Below are 15,110 nucleotides of genomic sequence, written 5' to 3' on the forward strand. Positions count from 1 at the left end.
CCAAAAGAAAGGGACTAATTCCCCCGCATCCCGATAATTATCGGGATTAAGCGGGGCTTTCGGGATGTAGTTCGGCATTACCATTCTAAAAACTAAATCCGCCACAGGCGGAGGACTATTTTAGTTTAAGAATTGGTATTACTTTAGCTTTTGAAGGGGTACACCAAATTACATTTCTAGTTTGTGCTAATGTTTTGGAAATAGGAAATAGAAAAAAGAAAAATAGTAATATTACAATGCAAGGCTTTTCACTGACTTGTATAATAATTAGTAGTTCGCAAATCTAAGCAAAACAAATTAATTTCGGTATTTTTTACCACAGTACGCCGTTGGCGAATCACAAAGTAAAAACACACAGAGTTACACTGAGTTTTTATATTGTTATAATATTAACCTCTGTGAACCTCTGTGCCTAGCTCTGTGTTATACTTTGGTTAAATAAAAGATTCTTCGTTCACGAAGCGTGATACTATGAAAGACGTTATAACGAAAATTAAAAACCTCTCTTATATTTCTTCATTGCTTTTTCTGCATCTTTTTGCAATTGGGCAGAGAACATAAATGTATTTGTTTGCCGTAATAATTTACCTTGCGGATTGAAATAAAAATAACAAGGGTAACCTTCCACAGGGTATTCTGCTCTTAGCTTCCTAGCCTCCTTTGATTTTCCATCAGTTTTATAACATATAAAATTTTCGTTCAAATAATTATATGCAGTATCGATGGTAAAAACCGAGTCTTCGGTAAATTCACAGAGTCCGCACCAAGTGGCAGTCATATATACCATTACAGGTTTGTTTTCCGACTGAGCTTTTACAAATAAATCTTTCCAGGTTCCTGTAAAAAATTTAACTTCTTCACTGGAATTTAAAGTCTTAAAACTCATTCCTATTATAGAAATAAAAAATACGATACTGATTTTAATTCGGGCTTTCATAATATTATATATTAAAATTGAAACGACTAACTATATAACGTAATTTGTTATATAATATTATGCCAAGATGCTTGCCAACTTCAATAAACTTCTATCTACTTGCTTTCTTTTCCCAACAGCTTCGGCGAAAGGTGTGAGCAACAGCTCGTTGCTTACCAAACCCACCATTTTATTTGTTTCGCCTTCCAGCAATTCCACCACGGCACCACTGCCCAATCGCGAGCCAAGAAGTCTGTCATACGCACTTGGTTTGCCGCCACGTTGTATATGCCCAAGGACCGAAACGCGAGGATCGAAACCGGGTATTGCGGCTTTCATTTTTTTTGCGATATCAAAGGCATTGCCTGCGTCATCACCTTCGGCAACCACTATAATAGAAAATGATTTTTGTTTGCGTTTTTCTTTTGAGAAAAAATTAATCAGATCATCTATTTTGGTTTTTTCTTCTGGAATTAAAATCGCTTCTGCACCACCGCCAATACCTACTTCCAAAGCTATAAATCCTGCATGGCGGCCCATTACTTCTACCAAAAAAACACGGTTATGCGAATCGGCGGTATCACGGATTTTATCAATGGCGTCAATGGCTGTATTAATAGCAGTATCAAAACCTATCGTATAATCGGTGCCATATAAATCATTATCAATGGTGCCCGGCACACCCATAACGGTTATTCCCGATTCTCTACAAAATATTTCGGCACCTGTAAAAGTTCCATCGCCACCTATGGCAACCAATCCCTCTATTTGGTGCTGTTTCACCATCTGTGCAGCTTTTGCCCTTCCCTCCGCCGTGCGGAACTCCTCGCTGCGACTAGTTTTGAGTATGGTCCCGCCTCGTTGTATAATATTAGCGACGGAACGGGAGTTCATATCTATAATATCTCCATTAATCAATCCATCATAACCATTAACTATACCTTTTACTCCCACATTATAATATAATGCTGTGCGCACAACCGCACGTATTGCGGCGTTCATGCCTGGGGCATCTCCCCCTGATGTAAATACGGCTATATTTTTCATAATTTTTTATCCCGAATTATTGTAATTACTTATGTTGGATTTAATGCTTTCGTTCCCGAACGCTTTCGGAAACAAATCTAAGCAAAATAAAATGAATTAACCGAATTTTAAAGAAATTTCAATTGCTTGATTTGAGTTCAAAAAAAACAGGCCGCCTTTTTGGGGCAGCCTGTTGAATATTACAAAATAATTTTTTATTTATCAGCTAATTTGATATCGAAGTTCAATTGACCAGCCATTTTGGTGTCGTATGAACCACTAACTGTATTGATTTTAATCAATCCTTTTTTACCAGCTGCAGTAATGAAAGCTACCACTTGATTGGGCAGGGCAGTCTTGTATGAATCATTGTTTACACCAACTGCTGTTTGGGCAAGAATCATGGAGTCATTATTACATTGACCAAATTGCAACGGAGTTAAAGTAGTTAACTTGAACAAGGTTTTATTCAATATGCTCCAGGTTGAAAGTTTGTATGCACCTGTATTGTCATATATTACTTTGGCATCAGCAGAATTTGGTGCAGCTAAGAAAGCACCACCATTTGCAGCAGCTCTATGTCCAAAAACAAAATCTATTTTGCCAGCGTTTTGTTTGGCAGCAGCAATATCAACAGATGCCGTTGTTAAAGCCGTACCCCAAAACTGTCCGTCAAGTGAAAATGCATTGTTCATAATAAAACCTGGGGTGGAAGTAATAGTTCCCCATGTGCTGGGAGTAGAAACGGTTATAGTGAAATCTTTAGTGGCAGTTTTGCTTTTGTTATCAGTAACAGTGAAACTATACTTGATGGTAGCAATGCCAAAAGGAATGGTGTCAACAAATGCATAATTTTGAGAAGTGCCCGTTAAGCTTTCTGATTTGAAATTGGTGGCAGCAGTTGAGCCATATTGACGTGTTATGTCTAATTTGTCCAGTTTAGCGTCAGGGTCAGAGTTTAGAACAACAGTAAATGTAACGATTTCACCGGGGCCTTTGGTAGCTGCTGATGCATCAGGTAAAAAAGCAATTGTTGGTTCCACGGTGTCAGTTTTTTTGCAACCGCTGAACAATGCTGTGCCAATGAACGCAATGGCAGCAAACGATAAAATGTGTGTAATTTTTTTCATGTTTTTTAAATTTTAATTTTAGCCATTGCAAAGATAAGACCATATATCATTAGATAAAAAAAATATTAAATCCATCTCTTGTACCTAAAGTAGATAAGCTCAGCCATAGCAAGTATGAACATGCCTATCAAAACATATAAATACCCATGAGGATGATGCAACTCGGGCATATTGTCAGCCGCAAAATTTCCATTAGAGTCGGTCTGCGAAAAATTCATTCCATAAACCCCAGCAATAAAGGTAAGTGGGATAAAAATACTAGAGATTACCGTAAGCACTTTCATTACTTCGCTCATTTTATTGTTCTGCGAGCTTAAGTAAACATCGGCCAAGGAGTAAGAAATTTCCTTGTGGCTTTCTATAATATCAATTATCTGTACACAATGGTCGTAGGTATCACGTAAATATATTTTTAGTTTATCATCAATATAATGGTGTTCGAAACGAATGAGTTCATTTATTTTGTCACGCTCAGCCCAAATCGCTTTACGAAGGAAGAATACTTCACGTTTGGTATTTTGAATTTCTGATAGCAAAGATTTTTCGGGCGATTTCAGCAATTTTGATTCGAGGTCGTCCAAGCGGTCGCCTATTTCCTCCAACATCGGATAGTAATTATCAACGATAGCATCCATTAGGAAATAAGCCAATTGCATGGCATTGCCACTGCGTAAGCTTGTTTTGCTTTTGCGAAGTTTTTCCCTCACTGGTTCAAACGCATCTTCATCGTCTTCTTGAATAGTAAGCAATATGTTTTCATATACAAAAAAACTCACTTGTTCATTGGTCAAAGTTCTGGAAATTTTATTATAATATAACATGCGTGACACCAAGAATAAATGACTATGATATTCCTCCACCTTAGGTCTTTGGTAAAGGTTTATCATATCCTCCATTTCCAGTTCGTGTAGGTTGAAAATTTTACCCAGCTCGTCAGCAATATCTTTACTGCATTTGCCCTCAATATCTATCCACAGTATCTTGTTTTGTGATTTATTTTTTACTGCATCAGTTATCTGCTCTACAGTCTCAATGGATTGCTCGTCGTATAATTCGCTGTTGTATATATACATCGTTGCAGGTGGAAGTACTGCTGCATGGTAAGGCAAGCCAGATATGATATTCTCCTGTATGTCAATCGACTGTTTTTGTGTTCTTTTTTTTACAAAATTCATAAGCTTAAAGTGGTCCTTTACTAAATAACCTTGACTGTTTTAATTGGTTTATTGATGTTATACCGAAACTCAATATATAATAGTCCAAAAAAAGGCGGACTAATCCCGAATGCTTTCGGGATGTAGTTCGGCATTACCATTCTAAAAACTAATCCGCCACAGGCGAAGAACTATTATAGTTTTAGAAATGATATTATTTATCATTGTTATACTTTTATAATTATCTTTAGAAGGCAGAGGAGTTTACATACTCGCCACCTTCCTTTGATTTTTTTCCACTGCAAATATAATCCTTTTAAAATTGTGTCGGTGCTTTTCTCTTTAATTCTTTATATGGTTTTTCGTCATTATAGCGTCGCATTTCGGTCAACGTCTTATAAACCCCTATTGCCTGTTGCCCACTGTCTACTGCCTACGCTCTACCACCCACTGTCTACTGTCTACTGTCTAATGTCTACTATATTCACTTCCTCTTTAGCAAAACCGCATTCCCTGTTTCAGATAACATAGTGAAATGATTGGTATAGTATTTCATCGTGTCAATATGCTGCTGCTCGTTAAGCGGGTAGGTACTGTAATATTTTTTGAAAGTGATGATATATTCTGCATCGCTAACAGAAGGAAACGCATAAAGTTTCTTTACTCCTGACAAATGAGGCGTGATATTGGAGTGGGCACTCACGATAGCATCGGCAGGAACCTTGCGAAGCAAATCATAAGTTTCTTGTACCATGTGCAAACTATTGTTTTTATTATTGACGAAAGTTGAAACCGAATCTTGAAAAACACCTAGTTCTCCCCGCAGAACTGCTACACTTACTGCAAGCGAACTCAAAATGAAAAACATATAAAAAATCAACCTGTAACGTACCCTTTTTAAAAGCATGCAAACTTCTAAAACCAATAACGACAATAACGGCACAAACTCAATGGAATAATGAAAATTGACACCCCATAAACTGCTATCGTAGCCCAACATTTTTTGCAAATAAATAGGCAAAAGCATCAATAAAAATACAGGTCTAACTAAAAATAATATACCTCCGCACGCCATCACACAAAGGTGAAGCTGCATCTTTATCATGTCATTTAGTGGATCGAGACTGGTATTAGTAAATAGTAATTTTAGTATTTCAATGGGATGCAAAAAAACATATTGAGCCACCTCGCCTGTGGTATGCCCGAGTGCTTGAAAACGCATATAGTGTGCCTGTTGAACGGTATGATTTACAGCAGGTATAATATAACTGGTTACTACAACAGAATATATAATAGGCAACATGATAATGATTGTGTGAAATAGGGGTCTGCTTTTGAGTATTACAAATTTATTTTTTATATGAAATCCTAACAAAAGAAAACACATCCAAAAGCCAATATTCTCGCGGCAGATAAGCATCAGCACAAAAAACAGAGCAAACTTTTTCCAGTTTTTTCTTTCAAATTGATATAATAATGCAGGCACCATCAAAGCTGCCAAAACATTGGTGTGAAAGTCGAAAGAGATGGCTGAATATATACCCCAAATACTAAAGAAATGTAGAAGTGCCAAATTCGCATACAATTGGTTTTGGGTTTTCAACAATACATACTTCCTTATATATACTGCAGCTATTGCCACAAACAGAATCTGTATAATTAATAAAGTATACGAACCAAATATATAATATAAGGGTGAGAGTAAAAATACAATTAATGAAAAATGGTCACCCAAAAAATTGACTACTTTGTCTTCGAGCAAAAGTGTGATATAGTTTTGCTGCAAATGGGCATAATCGTATAGTGCTTTATTGAACAAACCCAAATCGAGGGCCGCGGTTTTAAATAGGTAGTGGTTGCCCAATGACCATGCGGCCAAAAATAAAGAAACGAATATAATAAGAACGCTGCCAAATTTTTTGGAGCTGAAAACTTGCAGAAATATTAGTTTTAAATTTTCCACATCCAACCGTGTTTGTCGTCGGCCTTAAAGGATTTTATATCATTGAGTTCTTTGGCCAATTTGGTAGAGATCACACATTGGTCGATGGGCAATAATTGGTACTCTTTTTCATTATAACTGAACGAACTAAAATGAGCTACTGTTGCTGCGGTACCGGTACCAAAACCTTCGGTAAGCTTCCCGCTATTAGCCCAATCCATCAATTCGTTTATACTAATTCGGGCTTCCACCACTTCTATATTATTGTCTTTGGCCAATTGTATAATAGACGCACGCGTATAGCCATCTAAAATGGTTCCTTCTAGTTTGGGAGTATATAGTTTGCCGTCGGCTACAAAAAATAAATTCATTGTTCCCGATTCTTCCAAATATTTTTGTTCACGACCGTCTAACCATATAATTTGATCGAAGCCTTTATCATGTGCCAATTTGGTGGGCAACATACTTGCTCCATAATTTCCAGCAGCTTTTGCAAATCCCTCTCCGCCCTCTACGGCTCTCACATAATGCTGCTCGGCAACCACCCTCAAAGCCCTACTGTAAAAAGGATTAGCAGGACAACATATAATCATAAATTTATAATTGTTAGAGGGGCGAACACCTATACAATCGTCGGTGGCAAACATAAATGGACGTACATATAGTGCAGAACCTTTATGGGTTGGAATCCATTCTTTATCAATGTTTACAAGGGTTTGCAATGATTCAATAAATATCTCTTTGGGCAAGGTGGGCATACACAATCGCTCTGCCGACACATTCAAACGGTGCCAATTATCTAAAGGGCGAAATAAATATGCACTACCATCGGCATGCTTGTGTGCCTTCATCCCCTCAAACAAACTTTGTCCATAGTGTATAGCCGATAAAGCAGGACTAATACTAATATTTCCATAAGGTTCGATGCTGGGCCTAACCCACTGTCCGTCTTCAAAATCGACCGTAAACATGTGGTCGGTGAAAATCTTGCCAAATGGAATATTGTTAAAATCTAGGGAAGGTAAGCGTGATTCTTTGCTAAGTATGATGTTAATTTGCATCGGCTTTTTGAATGATTGAAGCCGCGAAATTGACCTTTTTTTTTCATTATGCAACCTGATTTTGATACAAATATGAAAACAACTGATTTGCAGACACTTACAAATTTGTTTGACGGCGAAATATATTTGCCCGTCGAACCTTTGGACCCTAATATGCCCCTGCAATATAGTGGCAGTATGGATAAAGGTATATTGATGCTGCTGCCGCAAAAGCTTGATACAGCAGACCTTGACCAATTGCAAAAAATATGTACCTTCCTCAAATTAGAAATGAAGGAAGTGGCAATAGCCAATGTGAATGAGCAAACCATCACCAAGGAAAAAATTGCAGAACTAAAAACCTTGAAATTGATTTGTTGGGGCATCGACCCCTCAACTTATTTTAATTGTGGCTCCGATTTATACACACCAATGGAAATTGATGGGATTAAAATTATATACACAGCTACCTTGGCTCAAATAAGCATCGACAGTGCTTCTAAAAAAGTATTGGCTTCTGCTTTATTAATAATGTTTAGCTAGCGGGGGGTTGGTTCGCCAGTGGCAATGGGGGCTAACGCAAACTAAATATTTTCTTGTCGATGGTTATTCAAGTATTATATAGTAATAATTCAGGGTCTTAAATGTTCCAGAATCCATTTCAGCCGACTGGCCCTATCTCCTGAATCCCGTTCTTGACATTTATTTTTTGCCTTGTAATTTTCTTTGCCCTATTTTTGGCAACTCATTTAACCAATATTATTATGAATAAGAAACTTGTATGGGTTGTAGCTGCTTTAGTTGTAGCAATCGGGGCTGGAGCAATTTACTATTTTTTTGTAAAAGACCGCAACCAACATCTTAAATATATACCTGCCGAAGTTACCATGGCCGTGCATTTCGACTTGAAAAGTCTAAGAGATAAATCGGATTTTGAAAAAGTGAAGAAAATGAAATTTTTTACTGAGCTCATGGACGAGCATTCCCATGATGGCAGTAATCATGAATTCACAGATGTGCTTTTAAAGAAACCACTTACCGCAGGCATCGATGTACTTTCCGATCCTATATTTTTTATGAGTACCCGCAATGATAAAATGTTTATGGGCCTTAGCATCAAACTCACTAGTAGTGGCGATTTTAACCGCCTGGTGAAAAAATATAAAACAGCAGCCGAACCAAAAAAGAGCGACACCTATACAAGCCTCGAACTTGAAGAGGAAAAATTATTTGTGGCCTGGAATGATGAAGCAGCAGTGTTTCTTTCTTCACCTAATTTGATGAACCGAAGTAATAGTAAGGCCGAGATAGAAAAGGTGCTTGATATATATATGACCCAAGAAACCAAAGAATCACTTTCGGAAAACGAAGACTATCATAAATTTCGTAAAGAGAAACAGGACATTGGCATATTTATTACCTATGATAAACTTTTTGACTTTGTAGGCTCGGCACTAAACAGCCGCAGATATTATAGTCAGGAAATGATGGATACCAAAGAGCAGATGGATAAAATGAAAGAAAAGTTTAAAGGCATAAAAGCTGGTCTCACGCTTTCATTTGAAAGCAATGCATTGATGGGCAAGATATTAATGTATGGAGAAAACGCAACTAAACTAATGGAACAATCAGGGTATACGGGCAAAGCTTTGAGTGCCGATTTCATAAAAACCATCAGCAATGACAAAATACTAGCTACTTTGTTCTTCAATTACAATATGGACAAATTAATCGACTACCAATTAGAAAATCCCAAATATAAAGAAGCTATAAATAAATTCGCTGAAGACTTAAATATGACAGTGAGCGATCTTAAAAGTATATTGGGCGGTGAGTTTGCTTTTTCATTGGTAGATGCTGAGGTATTAAAAGAAGAAAAAAAGTATATTGATATAGATCCTATAACCGAAGAACCAATAGATAAAACCCGCACCGTGGAAACACCCATGCCTTATTTTACAATATCATTAAGTGTGAAAAATGACGCCAACTTACAAAAACTAGTAGATAATATTAATAAAAAGATGACCCCAGATTTCGACACAGCCGATGCGGTTCATCATGCAATTGAAAAACGTGGAGCAAACCATTATTTCAAAAAAAACAATGTTGAAATTAGTATGATAAAAACAGCAATAGGTTATACTATTACAAATAGCCCAAAGATAGCGGAAGCACTTAGCAAGAACAAATCACTAAGTAGCGACCCAAAGCTTATTGGTAAAGAATATTTTAACAATAATTCATTCGGATTCAAAATAATATTGGATACTGAAAAATATCCTAAAACTTTTATCGATTACCTGAAAACTCAAACTAGAGGAGAAAAAACCCCGTGGGACATACTTAAAAACTTTAAAGAAATTTCAATGCAAATGCCAGTGGGCAGTACTATTGAAGGCAAGTTCGAAGTTAAAATGACCGAGGGCAAAGGCAACAGTTTATATCGTTTGTTAGAAATGATAGATGAAGCGAAATAATGACTATTATATAATATTTTGAACATTCAATTTGAAAACGTAATACCCATACCGCTTCAAGGTTTTGTGAGCCACAGCAAGGTTTGGAGTACAAATTATACTTTTAAAACGGGTACACATTATTTGGTGAATGCTGCATCGGGCAAAGGTAAGACTACGCTGCTTTCTGTAATATATGGTTTGCGAAAAGATTATAAGGGTAATATTATAATAAACGAGAAAACAAACGACAAAAATTCCTATAATGATTGGGCATTACTCAGGCAAAACAAACTGTCGATGATGTTTCAAGATTTGCGTTTGTTCCCTACCCTCACTGCTCTCGAAAATATTATATTGAAAAATAATCTAACCCATTATTATACAAATGATATTATTATACAAATGGCCGAACAGCTTGATGTGACAAGTCTCATGGACCGCAGGTGTGAAACATTATCATTGGGACAACAACAAAGGATTGCTTTAATACGAAGCTTATGTCAACCTTTTGAATGGTTATTATTGGATGAACCCTTTAGTCATTTGGATATGGGCAATGCAAACAAATGTATGGAATTGGTAATATCTGAATGTCGCAAACGCAAAGCTGGACTTATACTCACAAGTTTAGGTGAATATATACAAGAGGGATTTGACGAAAAAATAGAGATATGATAAAAAGGAAAAACATTTGTAGGATGCCCTCCTCTCTTGATCCTCCCGCATGCTTGCGGGACTATCGGGAGGGGTGTGTCATCCCAAAAACATTATAATATAGTACAATCCCCATGCTAAACAAACTCCTATTTTTTGACCGCGGAAAGCTACAATTATCGATAGTGATTGGTGGAACTTTATTGGGTTTGATATTATTATTATTACCCCTGCAATTATTCCTCGACTTCAGGGAATTGCTCACGCAGAAAACTGATTTGCTCAACCCACAATATATGGTGTTGAACAAAGAAGTTACTTTGATGGGCATGGTAGGTGATAAAAAACAAGGATTCTCGCAAAACGAAATTGAGAAACTAAAAAAGCAGCAGAGTGTGGAAGAAATTGCACCATTTACAGCAAATAATTTTTACAGTTTTGGTATCTTGGGTTTCGGTGGTGGGGTACCCGATTTTCAAACAGATTTGTTTTTGGAAGCAGTGCCTACTAAGTTTTTGGATAACTTGCCACATAATTGGCAGTGGGAACCTGGCAAAGATATTCCTATCATACTACCGACAGATTTTATCAATCTATATAATTTTAGCTTTGCTGCTACACATGGATTACCGCAGGTTTCAAAAACAGTAGTAAAAATGGCACCCTTTAAAATTGTGGTAGATTCCATGGGCAAAAAAGTTGAATTCAATGCACATATTTCTGGGTTTAGCGATCGAATAAATACTATAATAGTTCCTTTACAATTTTTGGAATATGGAAATAAATCTTTTACCAAAGCGGATGGTTTAGAAACCAAACCCGGTAAAATCATTGTGAAAAGTAATGATCCTACCAATGCATCACTCAGCAATTATATTGCACATTGCGGTTACGAAACCAATCAAGAACTATTACGCAATGCAAAGCTAACGGGGGTTCTACGAGTTGTAGCTTCGGTATTGTCGATATTAGGACTGCTCATTGTTGTATTGTCGGCAACTGGATTTTTTCAATTTGCACAACTGGTACTCAACAGAAAAGCCTATGAAGTAAAAACATTATTACAATTAGGTTTTAATCCAAAGACTATCTGGAAATATTATTTCAAAATATTCACTATGATACTTTCCTCAGTACTTGTTTTTTCATGTATTATTATATATATATTTAAACCTTGGTTTGCTGAGTTTGCTGCCAATTATGGATTTGAGCTGAACGCTGGAGTTTCTAGCATTACCATTTTTAGTGGTATTGTGGTGGTATGTATCTATTTATTTTCCACCATGGCTAATTTGTGGCGTGAGATATTGAGGAGTTAATGGATATAGAAAACTATATTTGCCAATTCATGAAAACTATTATACTATTTCTAGCTCTGCTATGTTGCCAATTATTATATGCACAAAAAGCAACGAGAAATATATATTTTGATTTTGCCAAGCATGACATAAATACAACTGCCTTGCGTATTTTAGATAATTTATACGATTCTATACTAAGCAAAAATACGGTTCGCAGAATATACTTATATGGCTACTGCGATTCTGTGGGCAAATCGGGATTTAATGACACACTTTCACTGAAAAGAGTTGCCTCTGTTAAAAAATTCTTTATTCAAAAAGGAATTCACGACAGTGCATTTAAAATTATTAAAGGGTATGGTAAGCAAAAACCACTTAACGCCAATGCTACTGAGAATGAACGTCAAGCCAATAGAAGGGTGGAGATGATTATAACTTATGATAAGAAGAAAACTGAACCGGCACAAAAGCCAAAATATATACCAAACATTGATACGGCCAATGTAAAAGTGGGCAGCAAAATGATTCTTAAAAATATACAATTCCAAGGAGGTATGCACCGCTTTCTTCCAAGCTCTGCTGATGCTTTGAATGAACTATTACAGCTCATGCTCGACAACCCAAACCTAGAAATACAGATTATTGGTTATATATGTTGCCTCCCCGAAGAATATAGCGATGGACAAGATTTCGAAACCGGAATAACCAACTTATCCGAAGCAAGAGCTATTGCTGTGCTGGATTTCTTGGTAAGTAATGGGGTAAAAAGACAGCGGCTTAAATACAAAGGAATGGGGCCAAAAAATAAAATCACAAAAGAAATAAGCGAAGAAGACAAAGCTACAAATAGAAGGGTGGAGATTTTGATTTTGAGGAAGTAAATCAAGGAGTAAGGAATAAGGCCATACGGCGTCAGAACTTTACTCCTTACTCCTCTGCACTAAACCACCTTTGCCACTTGATATGCATTCCATCCATATATCAAACCTATAGTCCCGAGTAATAGCATCATCAGAAAAAATGCCCATTTGAGTTTTCTGTTTTTCATTACCAACGCAACCGCACCCAGCACCAAACATATCTGCAAAAACAATCCCGACAAATCAAATATATCTCCTGCACTACCTAGCTTATCTGCTTTTTCGGTCCACTCTTCTGCTCCTATTATTTCTCCTTTTTTTCCATTCTTTTCTTGCACCCATTCTGCCTCGGGAATTTTTGAAGAACCCTTTAATATTTCATTTTTTTCTTTGCGATATTTGTCGAGTTTCTTTTCCAATTTTGTCTCAAAAGTTTTCATATCTTCAACTTCTGCATTCTTCACCACTCCACCGTCCACCAATGTTTTCACCAAATCGTGTTGTGCCTCCACCGAAGTTTCTTTAATACTTTTACTTTGATACCACTGATACGCCGCAGACTTTTCGTTGATGGCAATAATTTCATCATCACCGTATTTTCCTGCACCCAAATCAATCACCGACAATATGGTCGCCATGATAGCAAGTGTCAACCCACACATCATTTCAAATTTGTTGTTATTTTCCATTTATATATATTATAATAGTGGTGCAAAAATAAGAAATAAGGAACTAGGAGCAAGGGATAAGGAGTAAGGAAATTCTGCGTCAGTTCCTTACTCCTTGCTCCTAAATCCCATGTACAAAACTTTTCATTATTAACTTTTCACTATTAACTATTTTTGCCCCATGCAACAAGCCATTCTCATTCTCGATTTCGGTTCTCAGTACACACAGCTTATAGCCCGCCGCTTGCGGGAGTTGAACATATATACCGAGATTCATCCGTATAATAAAATTCCAACTCATATAGAAAATTTGAAAGGATTGATATTATCCGGAAGTCCCTGCTCAGTAAATGACGAGACTTGCCCCTACCCCGACTTATCTGAATATCTCGGCAAAATTCCTGTGTTGGGAATTTGCTATGGAGCACAAATGCTTACTAAGCAAATGGGCGGAATAGTTGGAGCCAGCCACACCCGAGAATTTGGCAGAGCACATATACACATCACACAAGACAATCCATTGCTTGCAAATATCCCCAACGGCACACAAGTATGGATGAGTCATAGTGATACTGTGAAAGAAATTCCCTCAAACTTTACCTTGCTTGCTACTACAGATTCTATTCCTGTGGCTGCTTTCAAAATTGTGGACCAAGATACTTATGGTATACAATTTCATCCCGAAGTTTCTCACAGTACCGATGGTATGTTAATATTAAAAAACTTCGCACATAATATATGCGAATGCGCAGGCGATTGGACTCCCGAACATTTTGTGGATACTACTGTTGCATCACTTAAAGAACAATTGGGCAACGACCGTGTAGTATTAGGTTTATCAGGCGGTGTAGACTCATCTGTGGCTGCTGTATTACTGCAAAAAGCTATTGGCGATAACCTACATTGTATATTTATTGACAATGGATTATTACGCAAAAATGAATTTTCACAGGTGCTCGATTCCTATAAAAATATGGGATTAAATGTGAAAGGAGTTGATGCTTCTATATTGTTTATGGATGCATTAAAAGGTATTAGTGAACCTGAAGCAAAACGTAAAGCCATAGGTCGAGTATTTATAGAAGTATTCGATACAGAATCGCATAAAATTGAAAATGTAAAATGGCTCGCTCAAGGAACTATATATCCCGATGTGATAGAATCGGTATCTGTGGGCGGCCCTTCAGTTACTATTAAAAGTCATCACAATGTGGGCGGTTTGCCCGATAAAATGAAATTGAAAATAGTAGAACCTTTGCGTATGCTTTTCAAAGATGAAGTGCGTCGTGTAGGGCATGCTTTGCAAATTGACAATAATATATTAAGTCGCCATCCATTCCCTGGCCCTGGGCTAGCCATACGCATACTTGGCGACATTACCGCTGAAAAAATAACAATACTTCAAGAGGCAGATGATATATTTATTAGTGAGTTAAAAGTAACAGGACTATATGATAAAGTGTGGCAAGCTGGTGTGATGTTTTTGCCGGTACAATCAGTAGGTGTAATGGGCGATGAAAGAACCTATCAGCATGTAGTTTGTCTGCGAGCTGTAACTTCTGTTGATGGCATGACTGCCGATTGGAGCCACCTCCCCTATGACTTTTTGGCAAACGTTTCTAACAAAATAATCAACCGCGTAAAAGGAATTAATCGTGTGGTATATGATATAAGCAGTAAGCCTCCTGCTACTATTGAATGGGAGTAAGAGTAGATAGTAGACAGTAGATAGTAGGCAGCCCGCCGCGGCGGGTAGTAGACGGTAGATGGTTTGCAGTATACAGTTTGCAGTTTTATCCGCAACCAACTGCCAACTGCTAACTGTGAACTGTAAACTCGAAAAAAAAATATTTTTCTGACATTCAATAATATATCTTTTTTTTCGTTAGCACTTGTAGCTTCTTGGCAAAAATTACGTTAGTATAGGTACAATTTTTGAAATGCGTAAAACATATCA

Annotated in this window: 13 protein-coding genes; 6 read left to right on the forward strand and 7 right to left on the reverse strand. The window is 37.0% G+C overall.

All coding sequences use genetic code 11. From position 1 onward, the window contains the following. Positions 1 to 493 precede the first annotated feature (493 nt). The 6 genes from SGJ10_00335 to SGJ10_00360 all read right to left on the reverse strand — a co-directional run bounded on the left by SGJ10_00335 (position 494) and on the right by SGJ10_00360 (position 7,229). On the reverse strand, positions 494 to 937 hold the full coding sequence (locus tag SGJ10_00335; protein ID MDZ4756569.1) for a thioredoxin family protein: 444 nt from the start codon (positions 935 to 937) through the stop codon (positions 494 to 496). Positions 938 to 994: 57 nt separating this feature from the next. Next, positions 995 to 1,963 carry a 6-phosphofructokinase gene (gene pfkA, locus SGJ10_00340; GenBank protein MDZ4756570.1) on the reverse strand — a complete coding sequence of 323 codons (969 nt, stop codon included), beginning with the start codon at positions 1,961 to 1,963 and terminating at the stop codon, positions 995 to 997. Between the two features lie 194 nt (positions 1,964 to 2,157). Then, positions 2,158 to 3,072, reverse strand: coding sequence for a hypothetical protein (locus SGJ10_00345; protein MDZ4756571.1), 915 nt, complete (start codon positions 3,070 to 3,072; stop codon positions 2,158 to 2,160). Positions 3,073 to 3,137: 65 nt separating this feature from the next. Continuing rightward, positions 3,138 to 4,247 (reverse strand): magnesium/cobalt transporter CorA, encoded by a 1,110-nt coding sequence (gene corA, locus SGJ10_00350; GenBank protein MDZ4756572.1) that lies wholly within the window; start codon positions 4,245 to 4,247, stop codon positions 3,138 to 3,140. Positions 4,248 to 4,710: 463 nt separating this feature from the next. Further along, positions 4,711 to 6,189: a DUF2079 domain-containing protein gene (locus tag SGJ10_00355; GenBank protein ID MDZ4756573.1), complete on the reverse strand. Its 1,479-nt coding sequence runs from the start codon at positions 6,187 to 6,189 to the stop codon at positions 4,711 to 4,713. After that, complete coding sequence (locus tag SGJ10_00360; protein ID MDZ4756574.1) at positions 6,177 to 7,229, reverse strand: branched-chain amino acid aminotransferase; 1,053 nt, start codon at positions 7,227 to 7,229, stop codon at positions 6,177 to 6,179. The genes SGJ10_00355 and SGJ10_00360 overlap by 13 nt, the downstream gene beginning before the upstream one ends. 48 nt (positions 7,230 to 7,277) lie before the next feature. Between SGJ10_00360 and SGJ10_00365 the strand changes: the two genes are divergently transcribed. The 5 genes from SGJ10_00365 to SGJ10_00385 all read left to right on the forward strand — a co-directional run bounded on the left by SGJ10_00365 (position 7,278) and on the right by SGJ10_00385 (position 12,506). Then, positions 7,278 to 7,751, forward strand: a complete 474-nt coding sequence (locus tag SGJ10_00365; GenBank protein MDZ4756575.1) for a hypothetical protein — start codon at positions 7,278 to 7,280, stop codon at positions 7,749 to 7,751. Positions 7,752 to 7,972: 221 nt separating this feature from the next. Further along, a complete protein-coding gene (locus SGJ10_00370) occupies positions 7,973 to 9,688 on the forward strand; it encodes a DUF4836 family protein (GenBank protein ID MDZ4756576.1) in 1,716 nt (571 codons plus the stop codon). 18 nt (positions 9,689 to 9,706) lie between these two features. After that, complete coding sequence (locus tag SGJ10_00375) at positions 9,707 to 10,345, forward strand: ATP-binding cassette domain-containing protein (protein MDZ4756577.1); 639 nt, start codon at positions 9,707 to 9,709, stop codon at positions 10,343 to 10,345. Positions 10,346 to 10,458: 113 nt separating this feature from the next. Continuing rightward, a complete protein-coding gene (locus SGJ10_00380; GenBank protein MDZ4756578.1) occupies positions 10,459 to 11,643 on the forward strand; it encodes a hypothetical protein in 1,185 nt (394 codons plus the stop codon). Positions 11,644 to 11,672: 29 nt separating this feature from the next. Then, positions 11,673 to 12,506: an OmpA family protein gene (locus SGJ10_00385; GenBank protein MDZ4756579.1), complete on the forward strand. Its 834-nt coding sequence runs from the start codon at positions 11,673 to 11,675 to the stop codon at positions 12,504 to 12,506. 59 nt (positions 12,507 to 12,565) lie between these two features. Here the strand turns inward: SGJ10_00385 and SGJ10_00390 are convergent, their stop codons facing one another. Further along, a complete protein-coding gene (locus tag SGJ10_00390; GenBank protein MDZ4756580.1) occupies positions 12,566 to 13,174 on the reverse strand; it encodes a DUF4337 domain-containing protein in 609 nt (202 codons plus the stop codon). Between the two features lie 160 nt (positions 13,175 to 13,334). On the opposite strand from SGJ10_00390, the gene guaA reads away from it, so the two are divergent. Further along, a complete protein-coding gene (gene guaA, locus SGJ10_00395; GenBank protein MDZ4756581.1) occupies positions 13,335 to 14,861 on the forward strand; it encodes a glutamine-hydrolyzing GMP synthase in 1,527 nt (508 codons plus the stop codon). Positions 14,862 to 15,110 lie beyond the last annotated feature (249 nt).

The organism is Bacteroidota bacterium (assembly GCA_034439655.1).
Classification (GTDB): domain Bacteria; phylum Bacteroidota; class Bacteroidia; order UKL13-3; family UKL13-3; genus CANJUD01.